The 19,594-nt window shown below is 36.0% G+C and carries 13 protein-coding genes; 10 read left to right on the top strand and 3 right to left on the bottom strand.

Features of this window, described 5'->3' with window-relative positions:
* Window position 1 precedes the first annotated feature (1 nt).
* The 9 genes from ACNH59_RS06680 to ACNH59_RS06720 all read left to right on the top strand — a co-directional run bounded on the left by ACNH59_RS06680 (window position 2) and on the right by ACNH59_RS06720 (window position 12,765).
* On the top strand, window positions 2-2,446 hold the full coding sequence (locus ACNH59_RS06680; protein ID WP_418264654.1) for a bifunctional UDP-N-acetylmuramoyl-tripeptide:D-alanyl-D-alanine ligase/alanine racemase: 2,445 nt from the start codon (window positions 2-4) through the stop codon (window positions 2,444-2,446).
* A gap of 92 nt (window positions 2,447-2,538) precedes the next feature.
* The gene (gene mscL, locus ACNH59_RS06685; RefSeq protein ID WP_418264655.1) at window positions 2,539-2,958 is read left to right on the top strand and encodes a large conductance mechanosensitive channel protein MscL; all 420 of its coding nucleotides are present in this window, start codon (window positions 2,539-2,541) and stop codon (window positions 2,956-2,958) included.
* Between the two features lie 348 nt (window positions 2,959-3,306).
* Entirely contained in the window at window positions 3,307-4,296 is a 990-nt protein-coding gene (locus ACNH59_RS06690) for an aspartate-semialdehyde dehydrogenase (RefSeq protein WP_418264656.1), read from the top strand.
* Between the two features lie 198 nt (window positions 4,297-4,494).
* Window positions 4,495-4,839 (top strand): hypothetical protein, encoded by a 345-nt coding sequence (locus tag ACNH59_RS06695; protein WP_418264657.1) that lies wholly within the window; start codon window positions 4,495-4,497, stop codon window positions 4,837-4,839.
* A gap of 301 nt (window positions 4,840-5,140) precedes the next feature.
* Window positions 5,141-7,351 (top strand): TonB-dependent receptor, encoded by a 2,211-nt coding sequence (locus ACNH59_RS06700; protein WP_418264658.1) that lies wholly within the window; start codon window positions 5,141-5,143, stop codon window positions 7,349-7,351.
* A 371-nt stretch (window positions 7,352-7,722) separates the two neighbouring features.
* Complete coding sequence (locus ACNH59_RS06705; protein WP_418264659.1) at window positions 7,723-9,819, top strand: prolyl oligopeptidase family serine peptidase; 2,097 nt, start codon at window positions 7,723-7,725, stop codon at window positions 9,817-9,819.
* 351 nt (window positions 9,820-10,170) lie between these two features.
* Window positions 10,171-10,392: a helix-turn-helix domain-containing protein gene (locus ACNH59_RS06710; RefSeq protein ID WP_418264660.1), complete on the top strand. Its 222-nt coding sequence runs from the start codon at window positions 10,171-10,173 to the stop codon at window positions 10,390-10,392.
* 35 nt (window positions 10,393-10,427) lie between these two features.
* A complete protein-coding gene (dcm, locus tag ACNH59_RS06715; protein ID WP_418264661.1) occupies window positions 10,428-11,612 on the top strand; it encodes a DNA (cytosine-5-)-methyltransferase in 1,185 nt (394 codons plus the stop codon).
* The gene (locus ACNH59_RS06720; protein ID WP_418264662.1) at window positions 11,593-12,765 is read left to right on the top strand and encodes a type II restriction endonuclease; all 1,173 of its coding nucleotides are present in this window, start codon (window positions 11,593-11,595) and stop codon (window positions 12,763-12,765) included. Before dcm ends, ACNH59_RS06720 begins: the two co-directional genes overlap by 20 nt.
* A gap of 3,082 nt (window positions 12,766-15,847) precedes the next feature.
* On the opposite strand, the gene ACNH59_RS06725 is transcribed toward ACNH59_RS06720, so the two are convergent.
* Together ACNH59_RS06725 and ACNH59_RS06730 are read right to left on the bottom strand one after the other, a co-directional pair.
* Window positions 15,848-16,162, bottom strand: coding sequence for a GIY-YIG nuclease family protein (locus ACNH59_RS06725; protein WP_414458236.1), 315 nt, complete (start codon window positions 16,160-16,162; stop codon window positions 15,848-15,850).
* A gap of 37 nt (window positions 16,163-16,199) precedes the next feature.
* The gene (locus tag ACNH59_RS06730; RefSeq protein WP_418264663.1) at window positions 16,200-16,793 is read right to left on the bottom strand and encodes a 2OG-Fe(II) oxygenase; all 594 of its coding nucleotides are present in this window, start codon (window positions 16,791-16,793) and stop codon (window positions 16,200-16,202) included.
* 215 nt (window positions 16,794-17,008) lie between these two features.
* Here ACNH59_RS06730 and ACNH59_RS06735 point away from each other — a divergent pair, with 215 nt between their 5' ends.
* The gene (locus ACNH59_RS06735) at window positions 17,009-17,323 is read left to right on the top strand and encodes an HPF/RaiA family ribosome-associated protein (RefSeq protein WP_418264664.1); all 315 of its coding nucleotides are present in this window, start codon (window positions 17,009-17,011) and stop codon (window positions 17,321-17,323) included.
* A 317-nt stretch (window positions 17,324-17,640) separates the two neighbouring features.
* Here the strand turns inward: ACNH59_RS06735 and ACNH59_RS06740 are convergent, their stop codons facing one another.
* Window positions 17,641-19,230 carry a L,D-transpeptidase family protein gene (locus ACNH59_RS06740; protein ID WP_418264665.1) on the bottom strand — a complete coding sequence of 530 codons (1,590 nt, stop codon included), beginning with the start codon at window positions 19,228-19,230 and terminating at the stop codon, window positions 17,641-17,643.
* Window positions 19,231-19,594: the final 364 nt, after the last annotated feature.

Below are 19,594 nucleotides of genomic sequence, written 5' to 3' on the forward strand. Positions count from 1 at the left end.
AATGAGTATTCCATTAAAAACTATTATTGCCGTTTTTTCGGCTCGTTGTCATGGGGATGACTCCTCAGCGATTATCGAACATGTTTCTATCGACAGCCGTTCTTCTCATAACGGTGTTAACACTTTGTTTTTTGCCCTAATAGGTCCTAATAATAATGGTCATGTTTATATTCCAGAACTGATCGAGGAAGGGGTGCGTAATTTTGTGGTAAGTTATATACCTGAGGGGTTAGAGGAGAAAGCTAATTTTTTAGTAGTCGAAAACACCTTGGTCGCTTTACAAAAATTTGCCATTTACTACCGCGGCTTGTTTGATTTTCCAGTAATAGGTATTACAGGGAGTAATGGTAAAACCATTGTGAAAGAATGGCTTAACTTTTTGTTGAGCCCCGACTTTAATATCATTCGTTCTCCCAAAAGTTTTAATTCGCAAGTGGGAGTGCCTTTGTCTGTTATTGCCATCAACGAAAAACACAATTTAGGTATTTTTGAAGCTGGGATTTCGACTGTAGCCGAGATGGATAAACTAGAGCCTATCGTGAAACCTACTATTGGAGTTTTGACCAATATAGGAACTTCACACGATGAAGGTTTTGAGAGTACAGCGCAGAAGATTTCCGAAAAATTAAAACTCTTCCAAAATTCAGAAATTTTGATTTATAAAAGAGACAGTCGGGTAGACTCTTTGATTTTTCCTCAAATTAAAACGTTTAGTTGGAGTTTTGAAGACAAAACAGCGGATGTTTATGTAAGCCAAGTTAAAAGTAGCAACCATAAAACCAATATTTGGTATCAGTTCAATGGAGATACCTTTGAAATAGAAATTCCATTTGAAGACATGGCTTCTATTGAGAATGCTATTTCATGTTTGTTGGTTTTATTGTATCTGAAATATGATAATGCGACGATTCATTCCCGAATGGCGTTGCTGTATCCGGTTCAAATGCGATTAGAAGTCAAGAACGGAATCAATAATTGTAATTTAATTGATGACAGTTACAGTTCCGATTTTCAGTCTTTGAAAATTGCTTTGGACTTTTTAGAAAGTCAGAATAAATTTCAAAAGAAAACGCTCATTCTGTCAGATATTTTTCAAAGTGGACTTTCAGACGAAGAGTTGTATGGACGTGTGGCAAAGTTGGTAGTGGCCAATAATATTGAACGTGTCATCGGTATTGGTGAAACAATCTCGGCCTTTAAGGATCGATTTGTGAACTGTATAACCTATAAGCACACGGCTGATTTTTTAGCTGATTTCGAAAATTTAGATTTCGCCAATGAAACGATTTTAGTAAAAGGTGCTCGTTCTTTTGAATTTGAAGAAATTGTTGCTGTTTTGGAACAAAAAAAGCACGAAACGGTGCTGGAAATCAACTTAAATGCTTTGAGTTACAATTTGAATTTTTTTAAAGCCAAGTTGAAACCAAAAGTGAAAATCATGGTTATGGTCAAAGCTTTTGGATATGGCAATGGTGGTTTGGAAATCGCGAGCTTGCTGGAACATCATCAAGTGGATTATTTGGGTGTAGCTTTCGCCGACGAAGGTATTTCGTTAAAAAATGACGGTATTAGGTTGCCGATTATGGTGTTGAATCCGGAAAGTACCAGTTTTTCGTCTATTATTCAGTACCAATTAGAACCTGAAATTTATACATTAAGAGGACTAAATAACTTTTTAAAAGTAGCCGAACATAAAAATCTAAGTCATTTTCCAATTCATATCAAAATTGATACGGGCATGCACCGTTTAGGTTTTGAGCGAAATGATATTCCAGAATTGATTCAGACTTTAAAAGGAAACAGCCGCGTGCAGGTCAAGAGTATTTTATCGCATATGGCAACCAGTGACGATGAAGCACATTATGATTTTGCAAAAAGTCAGATTCGACTTTTTGACGAACTCTCTTTACAAATAATGACGGAGTTGGGAATTAATCCTATTCGACATATTTTAAACAGCTCGGGAATTAGTAATTTTCCAGAAGCACAATTTAATATGGTGCGTTTGGGAATTGGAATATATGGAGTTTCTAATGATCCTGAAGAACAGAAGTATCTTGAAAATGTAGGGACTTTGAAATCAATCATTTCGCAAATACGAACCATTCCGGCAGGTGATAGTGTAGGCTACGGAAGACGCTTCATGGCTCAAAAAGAAACCAAAGTAGGTACGATTCCTATTGGGTATGCTGATGGAATTTCGCGTGCATGGGGCAATGGAGTAGGCTATGTTATGATAAAAAACAAAAAAGCTAGAATTCTGGGTAGTGTTTGCATGGATATGCTCATGGTGGACATTACTGAAATCGACTGTGTGGAAGGTGACGATGTGATTATTTTTGGCGAAAGCCCCACTGTGGTCGAAATAGCAAAAGCGCTTCATACGATACCATATGAAATTTTGACGAGTATCTCGCAGCGTGTCAAACGTGTGTTTTATCGATAAAAATGAATTTCTAGGAATTTTGTTAATTATTGTTAATTATTGTTAAAAAATACTTACTTTAGTGTTTAAGTTTAATTAAATAAATAATAGATATGGGATTTTTTAGTGATTTCAAGGCGTCATTAATGAAAGGTGATGTGTTAAGTTTGGCAACAGCGGTAGTAATTGGTGCTGCATTTGGTAAAATTGTTAGTTCAGCCGTTGATGATGTAATTATGCCAGTAGTAGGTTTAATTACAGGTGGCGTTGACTTTACAACAAAGTTCATTACCTTAGACGGTAATAGTTATGAAAATTTGGATGCGGCGAAAGAAGCTGGAGCTGCCGTGATTACTTATGGTAACCTTGTTCAAGCAACTATTAATTTTGTCATTATAGCCTTTTTTGTTTTTGTTGTGTTGAGAGCTGCTGAAGCGGCTAAGAAAAAAGAAGAAGCTGCTGCTCCTGCACCTCCAGCGGGTCCTACGCAAGAGGAATTGCTTATTCAAATTAGAGATTTGTTAAAGAAATAATTACCGCTACATTATATATTCTAACTAAACCGCTTCTTAAATGAGGCGGTTTTTCTTTTTTATAAATCTAGTAACGATAAATCCATATTTAATAGATCGTATTTACTGCTTTTGTGACCTCAAAAGCAATCCAAATGGGTAATGATTCCTGACTAAAACCTGTTCTGAACCTAGTCGAAGTGCTGTAACAGTGTGCGCGATTTATGGATAGTCATTATTGGTATAATTACAAAATGTTATATATGTAACAGTTTGTTATTTTTTGTTATCACCCTTGTTTTGAATTGGATATTACTTACTTTTGCAATTCAAAAAAACTAAAATTAAAATTTAATAATAAAATATACGATGAGAATAGCAGTAGTAGGAGCTACCGGTATGGTAGGTGAGATCATGTTAAAAGTATTGGCCGAAAGAAATTTTCCAGTTACAGAATTAATTCCAGTAGCTTCTGAAAAATCAGTAGGTAAAGAAATTGAATTCAAAGGATCAAAATACAAAGTAGTAGGTTTGCAAACTGCTGTGGATATGAAAGCAGATATTGCTTTGTTCTCTGCTGGTGGAGGAACTTCATTGGATTGGGCACCTAAATTTGCTGAAGCTGGAACTACAGTAATTGATAATTCATCTGCATGGAGAATGGATCCTACTAAAAAATTAATAGTTCCTGAAATCAATGCTTCTGAATTGACAAAAGAAGATAAAATCATTGCTAACCCAAACTGTTCTACAATTCAAATGGTGTTGGCTTTGGCTCCATTACATAAAAAGTATAACGTAAAACGTGTAATCGTTTCTACTTACCAATCGATAACTGGAACTGGTGTAAAGGCAGTACAACAATTTGAAAATGAAGTAGCAGGAGTTCAAGGAGATATGGTATACAAATACGAAATCAACCGCAACTGTATTCCTCAATGTGATGTTTTTGAAGACAATGGATACACTAAAGAAGAGATGAAATTGGTAAAAGAAACCAAAAAAATCTTAGGTGATGATAGTGTGAAAGTAACAGCTACTGCGGTACGTGTACCTGTAGTAGGAGGACATAGTGAGGCAGTAAACATTGAATTTGCTAATGATTTTGATGTAAACGAAGTAAGAACAATTTTAAGTCAAACAGACGGAATCACAGTTCAAGACAATTTAGATACATTTACTTACCCAATGCCAAAATATGCAGAAGGTAAAAATGATGTGTTTGTGGGAAGAATTCGTCGTGACGAAAGTCAAGCGAATACTTTAAATATGTGGATTGTAGCAGATAACTTGAGAAAAGGAGCTGCAACTAACACAATTCAAATCGCAGAATACTTAATCGCAGCTAAATTGGTGTAATCTAATTGGTAAACAATTAAGTTTTGTTTTTTAAACCATTAAGACATTGAGAATAGTTAAGTTTAGGCTTAATGAAACTTAATTTCTTAATGGTTTTTATTTTTGAAATTCTTACTAGGAAGTGGTTTGAGACTTTAAATTTTTAATTGTTAATTAAAGTCAAGTGTAAAGTTTATTGTTTTCCTATATTTGCACTGCGTGAAAAAGAAACAGATTCATATTGCCTTTTTTCTTGGGTTGACCTTATTGTTGTCAATATTGGTGCAGTCGTATCATGCGCATATTCATCATTTTGAGCAATTAGAACAGTCGTATTGCCATCATGAAAATGAAGGGAGTAAATCCCAAATTACGCACCATCATTACAAAGAAGAATCTTGTAACGTTTGTCATTTTTCATTTGGTAATTATATTGCTTTAGAAATACCAAACTACCAGTTTTGTTTTAACTATAAACTGATTCCTTATTTTTCGGACACTTCCGACAAAATAATTTCTTTTTTAGGAAGTCTGTATTCTCTTCGAGGGCCTCCTTTTGTTTAATAATTTATATTTTAAGTTTTTTTATCTATTTAAAACACAGCATTCGTTGCGTTTTTACAATAGTCTAATTGGAATATGGTTCGAAAGTTATTTCGAATCTGATTTCGTTATTAGTTGCAATCTTTCCTATCTCAGTCAAAATATTAAATGTGAAATAGAGAACGAACTGCTAATGTAGTCTACAATTATCTATAAAAAAATCTGTTTTAATCCGTGTTTTCGCGATAGCGAATCCGTTTAATTCGTGTCTCTTTTTTTTACCTAAAGGGAACAATAGTTTACATACTTATAAAATCAAAAAATGAAAAAATACATACTAGTCCTATTTCTGGGATTAAGCACTTTGTTACAAGCACAACAACGCCTTTCAGGAATTGTAAGCAACAGCCAAAAACAACCCCTTTCTGGAGTTTCAGTTTATATAGCGGAATTGCACAAAGGGACTAAAACTAATGAAAACGGTGCTTTTTCCTTTTCTAATTTGCCTAAAGGAAATTTAAAATTACGCTTTGTGCTCGTGGGCTTTGGGACACAAAACATTGAAATCAATTCGCTTGACAATAACGAATCACTTACTGTGGTAATGAATGAAACCTTATTCGAAATGGATGAGGTTATTGTTTCCACTGCTTTTAGTAAAATTCAGTCACAAAATGTGATGAAAGTATCGCACGAAACCATCCAATCTCTTCAAGAAAAAGGGACATCAACCTTAATCGAAGGTTTGGCAACGATTCCAGGAGTTTCACAAGTTTCTACAGGAACCTCTATCGGGAAACCTGTCATTCGAGGATTGAGTGGCAATCGTGTTTTGGTGTATTCGCAGGGAGTGCGTATCGAAAACCAACAGTTTGGTGACGAGCATGGTTTGGGACTCAATGATTCAGGAGTAGAAAGTGTTGAGGTAATCAAAGGACCTGCTTCTTTATTATATGGTTCAGACGCTTTGGGAGGGGTTTTGTATTTCAATCCTGAAAAATTTGCCGATGCCAATACTTTTAAAGCCAATTTTAGTCAAAAATTATTCTCCAATACTCTAGGTTCCAATACTTCTTTAGGGTTGAAAAGCTCGACCGAAAATTGGAAATACTTAGTGCGTGGTGATTTTTCTACACACTCTGATTATACAATTCCCGATGGCGACAGAGTAACCAATACACGTTATAATGAAACCGATTTTAAAACAGGAGTGGGATACAGCAATCATAGTTTTTCATCGGTATTGCGTTACAATTATAACAAACTGGATTTGGGAATTCCAGAAGAAGGAATTGAAGCTCAATCAACTTCAAAAAGTACCGATTTTCCAAGTCAAGGAATAGACAATCATTTGTTGAGTTTGAATTCGGTGGTGTATTTAGGCAATTCTAAATTGGATGTTGATTTGGGATATATTGCAAATAACCGTAAAGAATTTGAAGACAGTCCAGAAGCTATTTTGGACATGCAATTGAATACGTTTAATTTTAATGCCAAATATCATTTGCCTAAAATAGGATCATTCGAATCTATTTTTGGAATGCAAGGCATGCGTCAAACCAATACCAATTCAGGAGAAGAGTATTTGATTCCAAATGCGAAAACCAATGATTTTGGAGTTTTTGGGACGGCTAATTACCAATGGAATTCGAATGTAATTCAAGGAGGTTTGCGCTATGATAATCGTAAAGTTGTGACCGAAGAATATGGAGATTTTGGGGATGAAGGCTATTTTCAACCCATTGACAGATCTTTTGATAGTTTCAATGCTTCTTTGGGATACAAAACCAATTTGGCTACCGATTTAATTATGAGGCTGAATGTGGCATCAGGATTTAGAGCTCCCAATTTAGCCGAGTTATCTTCTAACGGAGTGCACGAGGGAACGTTGCGCTATGAAATTGGAAATGCTAATTTGAAAAACGAGCAAAACATTCAATCCGATTTAAACATCGAATATAAAAACTCCCATTTTGAATTCTTTGTTAATGGTTTTTACAACCACGTTAGCAATTACATTTATATCAATCCAACTGGGGCAACTTTGGATGGGAATTTAGTTTTTGAATACATTCAAAACGATGCCAAATTATTTGGAGGGGAAGTTGGACTACACTTTCATCCGCATCCTTTGGATTGGTTGCATTTTGAAACCAGTTTTGAAACTGTAACGGCTAAGAAACAAAACAATGACTATTTGCCTTTGATTCCTGCCAATAATTGGAATAATACCATTCGAACCGAATTCCAAATCAGTAATTGGTTGAAAGACGGATTTGCAACGGTTAGTTGGAACGCTACTTTTGATCAAAAAAATGTCAGTGGTTTTGAAACTGCAACAGCGGGCTATAGTTTAGTGAATTTAGGTTTGGGCGGAAAGCTAGCTTTGGGTAAAACCCATTTTAAAGTGAACCTAAATGCAAACAACCTTTTTAATAAAACTTATATCGCGCATCTTTCCCGCTTAAAAACGGATGGAATCCCGAATATTGGAAGGAACGTTGTTTTTGGATTCAACTTCGATATTTTTTAAACATATAAGTCATATAAGTTTTTTTGTTTTAAACCATTAAGAGATTAAGAAAGGTTAAGTTTAGGCTTAATGTAACTTAATATCTTAATGGTTTTTTATTTAATTAAAAAAATCTGCGCTTATCTGCCTAATCTGCGTGCTTATTATTTTACCGCACAAGGTTTTTTTAGCTAAATATAAAATCTGTATTTATATGTGTTTTGGTATTAGTCAATCCGTTTTATCAGTGTCCTATTTTCCACTAAGCACTTCAAATTTTTTATATTTCTCTAATTTCTTAAATCCGTGTTCCAAAAATACAAATGCACCATTCGTAAATGAATAAATAAGATACTATTTTCCTATTTTTGTGAAGCTTACTAATTACCCACATGAAAAAAATATTCTTTTTAATGACAGCAATTTCCGCTCTAGGACAAAATAACATCCAATACCCAAAAACACAAAAAGGTACAATTACTGATACATACTTTGGAACCGTTGTACCCGATCCTTACCGTTGGCTTGAAGACGACCGTTCTGCAGCAACCGCTGCTTGGGTCAAGGCGCAAAATGAAGTGACTTTTGGGTACTTAAACCAAATTCCGTTTCGTGCTCAAATCAAAACGCGTTTAGAGCAGTTGTGGAACTACGAAAAAGAAAGTGCTCCTTTCAAAGAAGGGGACTTTATCTATTATTTTAAAAATGATGGTTTGCAAAACCAGTCGGTCTTGTGGCGAAAAGACACAAAAGGCAAGGAGGAAATTTTTCTAGATCCCAATACGTTTAGCGAAGAGGGAACTACTTCTTTAGGTGAAATCAGTTTTTCTAAAGACGGTTCTTTGCTTGCCTATTCCATTTCTGAAGGTGGAAGCGACTGGCGCAAAGTCATCATCATGAATGCGATTACCAAAGAACAAATCGGTGATACGTTGATTGATGTCAAATTCAGCGGCTTGTCATGGCTAGGCAACAAAGGTTTTTATTATTCCAGTTATGAAAAACCAAAAGGAAGCGAATTGTCTGCCAAAACGGACCAACACAAACTGTATTTTCACAGTATAGGAACGCAACAAAAAGAAGACAAAGTCATCTTTGGCGAAAGCCAAAAACGACGCTATGTAAGTGGAAATGTAACCGAAGACGATCGTTTTTTGGTTATTACTGCGGCTAATTCTACCTATGGGAATGAGTTGTATGTGCAAGATTTGAACGCAAAAAACAGTCCGTTGATTACTCTAGTGGCCAATTTTGATAACGATAACAATATCATTGATAACCTTGGAGATACATTATTCATAGAAACCGATTGGAAGGCGCCAAACAAGCGTGTCGTAAGTGTTTCTATAAAAAATCCAACTCCTGAAAACTGGAAAGATGTTATTCCCGAAACGGAAAATGTCTTGAGCATTAGTACCGGCGGGGGCTATTTTTTTGCCCATTATATGAAAGATGCCGTTTCGGTGGTAGAGCAATATGATGAAAAGGGGACAAAAATCAGAACGCTGGAATTACCAGATTTGGGAACGGCTGATGGTTTTAAGGGGAAGAAAAAAGAAAAAGCAGTCTACTATACTTTTACCAATTACACCACACCTGGGACTATCTATAAGTTGGATGTGGCAACTGGTGTATCAGCACTGTATCGAAAGTCCAAGGCCGATTTTCAGTCTGATTTATACGAAACGAAACAAATTTTTTATACTTCCAAGGACGGGACCAAAGTACCGATGATGATAACCCATAAAAAAAGCCTACAGCTCAACGGTAAAAACCCAACGATTTTGTACGGTTACGGAGGGTTCAACATCAGCCTAACGCCAAGTTTTAGTATCGCCAATGCCGTTTGGATGGAAAACGGCGGCATCTATGCCGTAGCCAACCTTCGTGGTGGGGGCGAATACGGCAAAAAATGGCACGATGCAGGAACCCAACTCCAAAAGCAAAATGTCTTTGATGATTGCATCGCCGCAGCTGAGTACCTAATAGCCAACAAATACACTTCCAAAAATTATCTCGCCCTCCGTGGTGGGTCAAACGGAGGTTTGCTTGTAGGCGCTGTCATGACCCAGCGTCCAGACCTGATGCAAGTGGCCCTGCCCGCAGTTGGCGTGCTCGATATGTTGCGCTACCATACCTTTACCGCAGGCGCAGGCTGGTCATACGACTACGGAACCGCCCAAGACAGTAAAGAAATGTTCGATTACCTCAAAGGCTATTCCCCTGTGCATAATGTAAAATCTGGAGTGCACTATCCCGCCACCTTAATCACCACCGGCGACCACGATGACCGCGTAGTACCGGCACACAGTTTTAAGTTTGCCGCCGAGTTGCAAGCCAAACAAACAGGCACCAAACCAACCCTCATTCGCATCGATGTCAAAGCAGGTCACGGCGCCGGAAAATCAGTAAAAGCCACGATAGAGGAAAATGTCGACATCCAAGCGTTTACGCTTTACAATATGGGGATAACGCAATTGCCCCAGTAAAATAGCCGTTTGTCAGTTCGAGCGCAGTCGAGAACAATAATGCATCTCGACTGCGCTCGATGTGACATAAAGCAACAATTTGTATGTATTCGATTAGGAGCAGAATTACCCCGTTTTACAACAACACCTCGTCCCGCTATTCGTTACAATCTCTTGTATTGGCTATCGCCATACAAGAGGATTTCCACTGCTATCGGGGCTATTTTTAACGAGTCATTTTCATAACAACATTAGAAACCGTTAATCGATGAGATTAGCGGTTTTTTTGTGTCCTATTTTGTTGAAAACTAAAAAATCATGCGGTCAATTGTAGGCGGGTCAATTGTAGGCACAGAACTAATTTTATAAGCTATGGATATCAAAGAAAAATTCGGTAATAAAGTCAAACAATTGCGAGAAGAGAAAGGCTTCTCTATCGAGCAACTTGCTAATATTTCGAACGTTGACAGAAACTACATCTCCGACATCGAAAAAGGAAAAAGAAATGTTTCAATTGAAATAATTGAAAAAATAATCACTGCATTAGATACAGATTTAGCCAATTTTTTTAACGACAAAGGATTTAAGAAATGAAGAAGTTGAAAAAATATTCGGAAATAAGAAAAAAATTGAAAATTGAAATTGATAAAAAAACAGATAATGGTTTAGCTCAATTAACTCATTATTTTCAAAATCATATAAATGGAGTTTCTCAATTTTATAAAGAAGATGCTAAAAAATACTTGTTTGATGTTCATGAGAGGTTGCATATAGTTGGTGAATCAGATATTCAATACTATTTGCCAATCAAATGGGATGTTCCGTTTCCTCCTCCTGAAAATCCAGAATTCAAATTCATTGATTTGTTTGCAGGGATTGGAGGTATTAGGCTTGCGTATCAAAATTTAGGTGGGAAATGTGTTTTTACAAGTGAATGGGATAGCTATTCAAAAAAAACATATGAAGCTAATTTTGGAAAAGTTCCTTTTGGAGATATAACTAAAATAGATGAAACTACAATTCCAGATCATGATGTTTTGTTGGCAGGATTTCCTTGTCAGCCTTTTTCAATTGCTGGTGTTTCTAAGAAAAATGCATTAGGTAGAAGTCACGGTTTTTTGGACGAAACTCAAGGGACACTTTTTTTTGATATAGCACGAATTCTTAAACATAAAAGGCCAAAAACTTTTATGCTAGAAAATGTAAAAAATCTTATTTCTCACGATAAAGGGAAAACATTTAAGGTTATCCAAAATACACTAAAAGAGTTAAATTATTCTATTTATTTCAAAGTTTTAGATGGTAAACATTTTGTTCCTCAGCATAGAGAAAGAATAATTATTGTTGGATTTGATAATGAATATTTCAAAGGGAAAGAAGATTTTAGGTTTCCAGTTATGAGTGATATTAAATATTCTTTAAAAGATATTCTTTTGCCAGAAGTTGATCCAAAATACACTTTGTCGGATAAATTGTGGAATTATTTACAAGAATATGCTAAAAAACATAAAGCTAAAGGAAATGGTTTTGGATTTGGCTTGGCCGATTTAAATGGAATTTCACGTACTATGAGTGCCAGGTATTATAAAGATGGGGCAGAAATATTAATTCCACAAGTAGGTAAAAATCCAAGGCGATTAGTTCCTAGAGAATGTGCGAGACTTCAGGGTTTTCCAGATAATTTTATTATCCCTGTTTCTGATAATCAGGCATATAAGCAATTTGGGAATTCAGTTGTTTCTCCTTTGATGCAAGCCGTAGGGGAATGTTTAATTAAAGAAATAAAAGCATCTTATGGAAGACATACTGAATAAAGCAATTGAAGCAGTTCAAAAATCTGAGGTTGCATTTTGTAAATTTATTACAGCAAATGATACCGGGTCAACTGGTGGTCATCAGTCTGGATTTCATATTCATAAGAATTCTTGGCAACTTTTTTTTGACAAACCAGGTCAGAAAGGAAGTAATAAGGATAAATTCATAACAATCAAGTGGCAAGGTGATTTTGAAACTACAAGTCGTTTTATTTATTATGGTACTGGAACTCGAAATGAATATCGTCTGACCAGATTTGGTAAAGGCTTTCCTTTTTTAAAAGATGATAATGTTGGAGATTTATTAATTATATCTAACAAAAGTGATGAATTTTATGAAGCTTTTGTGCTGTCTAGTGACGAAGATATTGATGGTTTTCTAAGTAATTTAAATATTTCTTCAACTGATATAAACGGAATTATCCCAAGACAGAATCAACTTACCTCTGAGGAAAGGATTCTAAATTGTTTTTATGCATACATGAAAACTTTGAAAATAGATTTTCCTTCAACGTATGAATTAGCATTAAATTCTAGAAATTGTTATTTGAGCTCATATAATATTACTAAATCAATTATACAAAAAAATCCTGATCAAGAAATATTAAATTGGTTGAGAACTGAATTTAACTTGTTTAAGACTATTGAAAATGACAGGTATAGTAATATTATTGAGAATCGCTTTTCATCTGTAGAAGAACTTATTAATACAGCAAATACGATTCTTAATAGACGTAAAAGTAGAGCAGGAAAATCACTTGAACATCATCTTTCTGAAATTTTTAATAATTTTGATATTAAGTATAGTACTCAATCAATAACTGAAGATAATAAAAGACCTGATTTTCTTTTTCCTGATTTAGATTCATATCATAATCCTCATTTTGATAATAAAAAAATAATTACTCTAGCATCAAAAACAACTTGTAAAGACAGGTGGAGACAGATTTTGAATGAAGCGGATAAAGTGAAGACTAAGCACTTATTTACACTTCAACAAGGTATTTCTAAAAACCAGTTACAGGAAATGTATAAATATGATGTTTGTTTGGTTGTTCCAAAACCTTATTTAACAAGTTTTCCAATTGAATATCGTGATAAAATTATGACTCTTAATAATTTTGTGGAGCATGTGAAGAATACTCAAAAATAGAAAGGGAGAGATTACTTCGTTAAAAATATATTTGCTCGAAATACTACGCGCAAACTTGTCATCTCGACGTAGGAGAGATCTCCGCAAACTGTATCACGTTTTGAGAATCAAGTACTTTTTGTTATCTACTTTACGGAAATACTAACGGAGGTTCCTCGTTCCTCGGAATGACAAGTTTGGGGTTACTGTGTGGATTTTGATTGCGAAAAATTGGTCTCTTTTTCATTAGCGTGATTTTACTTTTTATCCGCAATCCTCCACTCAAACTTGTCCTCTCGACGAAGGAGAGATCTCCACAAGCTGCATCACGTTTTTGAGAATCAAGTACTTTTTGTTATCTACTTTACGGAAATACTAACGGAGGTTCCTCGTTCCTCGGAATGACAAGTTTGGGGTTACTGTGTGGATTTTGATTGCGAAAAATTGGTCTCTTTTTCATTAGCGTGATTTTACTTTTTATCCGCAATCCTCCACTCAAACTTGTCCTCTCGACGAAGGAGAGATCTCCACAAGCTGCATCACGTTTTTAGAATCAAGTGCTGTGTGTTATTTACTTTGTGGAAATACTAGCGGAGGTTCCTCGTTCCTCGGAATGACAAGTTTGGGGTTACTGTGTGGAATTACTTTGTGGAGTTTGATTGCGAAAAATTGGTCTCTTTGTCATTAGCGTGATTTTAGTTTTTCCCGCAATCCTCCTCGCAAACTTGTCATCTCGACGTAGGAGAGATCTCCACAAACAGCGTCATGTTTTAAGAATCAAGTGCTATGTGTTATCTACTTTGTGGAAATACTAACGGAGGTTCCTCGATCCTCGGAAAGACAAGTTAGGGGTTACTGTGTGGAATTACTTTGTGGAGTTTGATTGCGAAAAATTGGTCTCTTTGTCATTAGCGTGATTTTAGTTTTTCCCGCAATCCTCCTCGCAAACTTGTCCTCTCGACGAAGGAGAGATCTCCACAAACAGCGTCACGTTTTTAGAATCAAGTGCTGTGTGTTATTTACTTTGTGGAAATACTAACGGAGGTTCCTCGTTCCTTGGAATGACAAGTTTGGGGTTACTGTGTGGATTTTGATTGCGAAAAATTGGTCTCTTTTTCATTAGCGTGATTTTACTTTTTATCCGCAATCCTCCACTCAAACTTGCCCTCTCGACGAAGGAGAGATCTCCATAAACAGCATTACGTTTTTAGAATCAAGTGCTGTGTGTTATTTACCTTGTGGAAATACTAACGGAGGTTCCTCGTTCCTCGGAATGACAAGTCTGGGGTTACTGTGTGGAGTTTCTGTGTGGATTCTGATTGCGAAAATTTACTGTATTTATTATTTGTTTGATCTTAATTTTTATCCGCAATCCTATCCGCAAACTTGTCATCTCGACGTAGGAGAGATCTCCGCAAACTGCATCACGCTTTGAGAATCAAGTACTTTTTGTTATCTGCTTTATGGAATTACTAACGGAGGTTCCTCGTTCCTCGGAAAGACAAGTCTGGGGTTACTTTATGGAGTTTCTGTGTGGATTCTGATTGCGAAAATTTACTGTATTTATTAATTGTTTGTTCTTAATTTTTATCCGCAATCCTATGCGCAAACTTGTCCTCTCGACGAAGGAGAGATCTCCGCAAGCTGCATCACGTTTTAAGAATCAAGTGCTATGTGTTATCTACTTTGTGGAAATACTAACGGAGGTTCCTCGTTCCTCGGAAAGACAAGTTTGGGGTTACTGTGTGGATTTTGATTGCGAAAAATTGGTCTCTTTATCATTAGCGTGATTTTGGTTTTTCCCGCAATCCTACCCTCAAACTTGTCATCTCGACGAAGGAGAGATCTCCACAAGCTGCATCACGTTTTTAGAGTCTAGTACTTTGTGTTACCTACTTTGTAAAATTACAAACGGAGGTTCCTCGTTCCTCGAAATGACAAGTCTGGGGTTACTTTATGGAATTTCTTTGAGGAGTTTGATTGCGAAAAATTGGTCTCTTTGTCATCAGCGATTAGCAGGATTTTAGTTTTCCCCGTAATCCTCCCCGCAAACTTGTCCTCTCGACGTAGGAGAGATCTCCACAAACAGCGTCACGTTTTAAGAATCAAGTGCTATGTGTTATCTACTTTGTGGAAATACTAACGGAGGTTCCTCGTTCCTCGGAATGACAAGTTTGGGGTTACTGTGTGGATTTTGATTGCGAAAAATTGGTCTCTTTGTCATTAGCGTGATTATTTTAGTTTTTCCCGCAATCCTCTCCGCAAACTTGTCATCTCGACGTAGGAGGGATCTCCACATGCTAAGTCACATTTTTAGAATCAAGTGCTGTGTGTTATTTACTTTGTGGAAATACTAACGGAGGTTCCTCGTTCCTCGGAAAGACAAGTCTGGGGTTACTTTATGGAGTTTCTGTGTGGATTTTGATTGCGAAAAATTGGTCTCTTTGTCATTAGCGTGATTTTGGTTTTTCCTGCAATCCTATGCGCAAACTTGTCATCTCGACCTAGGAGGGATCTCCACATGCTAAGTCACTTTTTTGAGAATCAAGTACTTTTTGTTATCTGCTTTGTGGAAATACTAACGGAGGTTCCTCGTTCCTCGGAAAGACAAGTTAGGAGTTACTATGTGGAGTTACTATGTGGATTTTGATTGCGAAATTTTACTGTATTTATTAATTGTTTGTTCTTAATTTTTATCCGCAATCCTATGCGCAAACTTGTCATCTCGACGTAGGAGAGATCTCCGCAAACTGCATCACGCTTTGAGAATCAAGTACTTTTTGTTATCTGCTTTATGGAATTACTAACGGAGGTTCCTCGTTCCTCGGAATGAGAAGTTTGGGGTTATTGTGTGGAATTACTGTGTGGATTTTGATTGCGAAAAATTAGTCTCTTTGTCATTAGCGTGATTTTATTTTTTATCCGCAATCCTTCACTCAAACTTGTCCTCTCGACGAAGGAGAGATCTCCACAAACTGCATCACTTTTTTGAGAATCAAGTACTTTTTGTTATCTACTTTGTGAAAATACTAACGGAGGTTCCTCGTTCCTCGGAATGACAAGTTTGGGGTTACTGTTCGGGATTTCTTTGCTATTTTTTTTCTCACTCAAACAGTTCATTCAAGAAATTCAAATCGGGATTGATGGTTTTAATCAAATTAATTTTCTTTTCTCTGCGCCAACCTTTGATTTCTTTTTCGCGGGCAATGGCTTCTTGAATCCAAGTAAATTTTTCAAAGTATAACAAATAATGTACTTGATAGCGTGAGGTAAAACTAGGATTGTTGTATTCGATATTCTCAGTGTGCTGTTGTAGTCGAACCTTCAAATTATTGGTCACACCAGTGTATAAAACGGTTTTCGCCTTATTGGTGAGAATGTAAATGTAATAGGTGTGAAATCCTTCTTGTTGTTGCATGACACTAAAATAAAGAATTTTAGAATAGTTACAACTTTCACCCCTTCCTCAACCATCCTGTCACGCTCATTCTTCTTTCGTTAGTCACTAGCACCTCGTGTTCGAGTTCGTTGCTTTTAAAGAAGACGGTTTTGCCTTGGGTGGGCGAGATACTTTGGTTATGGTCAAGTTGATGAATGAATAGCTCGCCTCCGTCTTGAATTTTCCAATTGGGGTTGAGGTAGCTAATCATTGAGAACTGTCGGCTCGCGTTGTCTTTGAACTGGTCGAGGTGTTTTTTATAGAAATCTCCGGGTTCGTATAAAGAATAATGAAATTCATAATCAGTGATGCCAGCGTAACAACTCTGGTTGAGGTATAATACAAAAGCGTCCATTTGTTCAAAAAAACTATTTTCGTGAGCATCATTGTGTTTTTTGTCCAGCCAGAAAATCGTGTCACGACGAATCTCTGTATTTCGTTGTAGTTTAGTATCGTTTCCTATTCCTGCTTCTTGTAAAAGTTTGTTTGCTTCTAGTGTCAGGATGTTTTGGGCTAGATTTTGGCACAATTCAGCACTCAGGAAATCATTGGCAATACCTACTTTGGTTTCAATGTAACTTGAAATCAGGGATTCAAAAGAATTTTCCATTTGGATTTTGGGCTACGATTATGGTTTTTGTTTGTAAAAGCCTTCTACTAGCATTACTTATCAAAAAATCGTTTTATATTGTTTTTGTCAAGGTAGTTGTTTATCATGCAATTAAATTTTTTTATCTTAAATAAGAATCATAATCTTTTATTAAAGCTTTGTTTTTTATAAATTAAGAATACTAAATTTGAGAGATATCAAAAAAATAAATAAATATGAAAATACAATTCAATACCGACAAAAACATAGAAGGACACGATAGATTGGAAACTTACTTTTCTGCTGAATTAGAAAAGAATTTAGCTCGTTTTCAAGACAAAATCACACGCTTTGAAGTGCATTTAGGAGATGAAAACAGTTCTAAATTTGGAGTAGACGATAAACGTTGCATGATTGAGGCACGTCCTGCTAAATTACAACCTATTGCTGTTACAGCTCATGCCGATTCAATCGAGAAAGCTTTTTTCTTAGCTTCGGATAAAATTAAGAATGCATTGAGCACCGCTTTTGAAAAGCAAAAAGCACATTAATTAAGAGTATTTAAGGTCAATTATAAATTCGGAGAAAAGCAGTCTAAAGTTATTTTAGGCTGCTTTTTTTATTTCATGCTTTTTTGAAACAGATATAATCCTAGGTTTTTCTTTGAGTAGAAATAGGCGTTTCCCCTTCAGTGGACACATAGACAGGGTTTTCTCAGCCTATGGAGCAATTATTTTCATACATTTCTTTAATTTCTCAAATCTGTGTTCCACAAAAAAATATCTGTTTCATCCTTGTTTCTGCGAAAGCAAATCAGTCTCATCCGTGTTCCAATGTTTAGGCTATGAGAGAAGTTGTATTCCTGATTTTACTCTCGTTTTTCGAACAGTAAGTCAGCTAGAGGTTGGTCACGTTCGTACACATCTTCGTAAAAATGCATGTTTCCATTCACGTCAACCCAAGCTGTAAAATAACCGATATAAACTGGGATTTTGTTTTTGAGGGTGTACCAAGATTCCACTCCTTTGTTCATGGCTTCTTCAATTTTTTCGGGAGTCCATTTGGGGTCGTCTTTTAGGAGTAGTTCGGCTAATTCTTTCGGTTTTTCCACTCGAATGCACCCATGACTAAAGGCGCGGTCCCGACGGCTGAACAAATGCTTGGACGGGGTATCGTGTAGGTAGATCGAATTAGAATTGGGGAACAAAAACTTGATTAATCCTAAGGAGTTTTTAGGGCCAGGTCTCTGACGTACTTTGCCGTCGTTCCACTCCATGTTGTGTTTGGCTAGATAGTTCGGGTCTTTTTTTATCGCTGGGATTATTTCGTTTTTGATAATGCTTTGCGGTACATTCCAATACGGGCTAAAGACGATATAGCGCATCGGTGCACTGAAAATCACTGTTTTGTTTATTGTTTTTCCAACCACCACATTTGATTGAAAGCTGGGTTTGCCATCTTTGAAATAAGTCAGTTGATAAGCAGGAATGTTTACGGCAATTATTTCCTTGGCTTTGGTGATGTCCTTTGAAATCCATCGGCAACGTTCCATATTTACTATCAGTGTTTTGATTCGTTCAGAAACCGGAACATTTAAAACTTTAAGATGTGATGGCAAGATTATGGTACTTGAAGCATTACGATTTGTTTCTTTGAATTTTAACACTGCTTTGGCTAGTTCTTCATCATAGATGGCACTTTTAGAGTCTGACTTTAATTCGCCAGTGAGATGAAGTCTGGTTCTTAGTTGTGCAATGGTACGGGAGCTATCACCTACGTTTAAAGATTTGATGGCCGAGTCCATTTGGATGGTTGGCCAACCTCCATTTTTCTCGATTTGGCGATAGGTTTTTAATACGTTTTTCAATAGATAGTATTGGTAAAATAATTCTTTGTCGTTCTTTTTTAGCAACGAAGGATTGACAAGTAAGGAGTCAAGGTATTTACTGTAGGATTGTTTTTCTCGGGGTAAGAACCATTCCATTTGGTTGGTACTTTCGGTGTCAAGTCCTTGGTATACTTTGTCCACATAATAAAAGTACATCGATGTGTTGAGCAATTCTGTTGTTGGGTTAGGAGTTTTGCCGTTGGATGCACTTTCGTATATAGAATCTAGTTTTTGTCTGTAAGGAATGCTGGTCAATACGCCTTCTTCTTCGATATTGATGATTTTGTTATGTAGTAAATTTCCAAATTCATTCACGCCATTTTTGTCGTACCAAATGTAGTGGAACTGGTGTTTTTGATAAAGCATTTTCACTTCATCTTGGTATTTGTCTAATAAAGGGTGTTTTTTGAAAAAAATGCTAACAAAGGAACTGTCAAAAGTCATTTCTTTTTTTTCTATAATTTTTTCAAGAGGAGTCACTCCTGCTTTGTCTTTGAATTTTTTACAAGAAATTGTAAAAGTTAAAAAGAGGATCGTTGATAGGAAAAGAAATAAAGAAAACTTTCTCATAAGACGGAATTTATAATGCAATAAACCTAATGTAAAAATACGCTAAAAAAAGCTATAAATGTAAAAAGCTGTTTTGAGAATAGCTGTAGGTTTTTTATGCGTCACAAGAACTATACCTCTTTTTTAAATTTCATAAAGGGCTGTTTTTTTGTTCCATTGAGATTGTTCTTGGAGTTTTTGTTCAAAAGTTGAAAATGAGATTCTTAAAAAAATTACAAAATGTTTGTTTTTTAAACAGCTGAAATGGGTTTGAAGGCTAATCTTTTGATAATTTGATGTAAAAAGCAACTTTGTGGTCAAAATTTTAGCCTATGATTGAAAAAAAATAAATTATTTTTAAATTTGCCCCCTGAAAATAACGGGG

The organism is Flavobacterium faecale (genome assembly GCF_048320115.1).
GTDB lineage: Bacteria > Bacteroidota > Bacteroidia > Flavobacteriales > Flavobacteriaceae > Flavobacterium > Flavobacterium faecale_A.

Bases quoted from the DNA above. Each gene is read 5' to 3' on its own strand.
- ACNH59_RS06680 (WP_418264654.1), top strand. From the start codon at position 2: ATGAGTATTCCATTAAAAACTATTATTGCCGTTTTTTCGGCTCGTTGT.
- ACNH59_RS06735 (WP_418264664.1), top strand. From the start codon at position 17,009: ATGAAAATACAATTCAATACCGACAAAAACATAGAAGGACACGATAGA.
- ACNH59_RS06705 (WP_418264659.1), top strand. From the start codon at position 7,723: ATGAAAAAAATATTCTTTTTAATGACAGCAATTTCCGCTCTAGGACAA.
- mscL (WP_418264655.1), top strand. From the start codon at position 2,539: ATGGGATTTTTTAGTGATTTCAAGGCGTCATTAATGAAAGGTGATGTG.
- ACNH59_RS06730 (WP_418264663.1), bottom strand. From the start codon at position 16,793: ATGGAAAATTCTTTTGAATCCCTGATTTCAAGTTACATTGAAACCAAA.
- ACNH59_RS06710 (WP_418264660.1), top strand. From the start codon at position 10,171: ATGGATATCAAAGAAAAATTCGGTAATAAAGTCAAACAATTGCGAGAA.
- ACNH59_RS06720 (WP_418264662.1), top strand. From the start codon at position 11,593: ATGGAAGACATACTGAATAAAGCAATTGAAGCAGTTCAAAAATCTGAG.
- ACNH59_RS06690 (WP_418264656.1), top strand. From the start codon at position 3,307: ATGAGAATAGCAGTAGTAGGAGCTACCGGTATGGTAGGTGAGATCATG.
- ACNH59_RS06700 (WP_418264658.1), top strand. From the start codon at position 5,141: ATGAAAAAATACATACTAGTCCTATTTCTGGGATTAAGCACTTTGTTA.
- ACNH59_RS06740 (WP_418264665.1), bottom strand. From the start codon at position 19,230: ATGAGAAAGTTTTCTTTATTTCTTTTCCTATCAACGATCCTCTTTTTA.
- ACNH59_RS06725 (WP_414458236.1), bottom strand. From the start codon at position 16,162: ATGCAACAACAAGAAGGATTTCACACCTATTACATTTACATTCTCACC.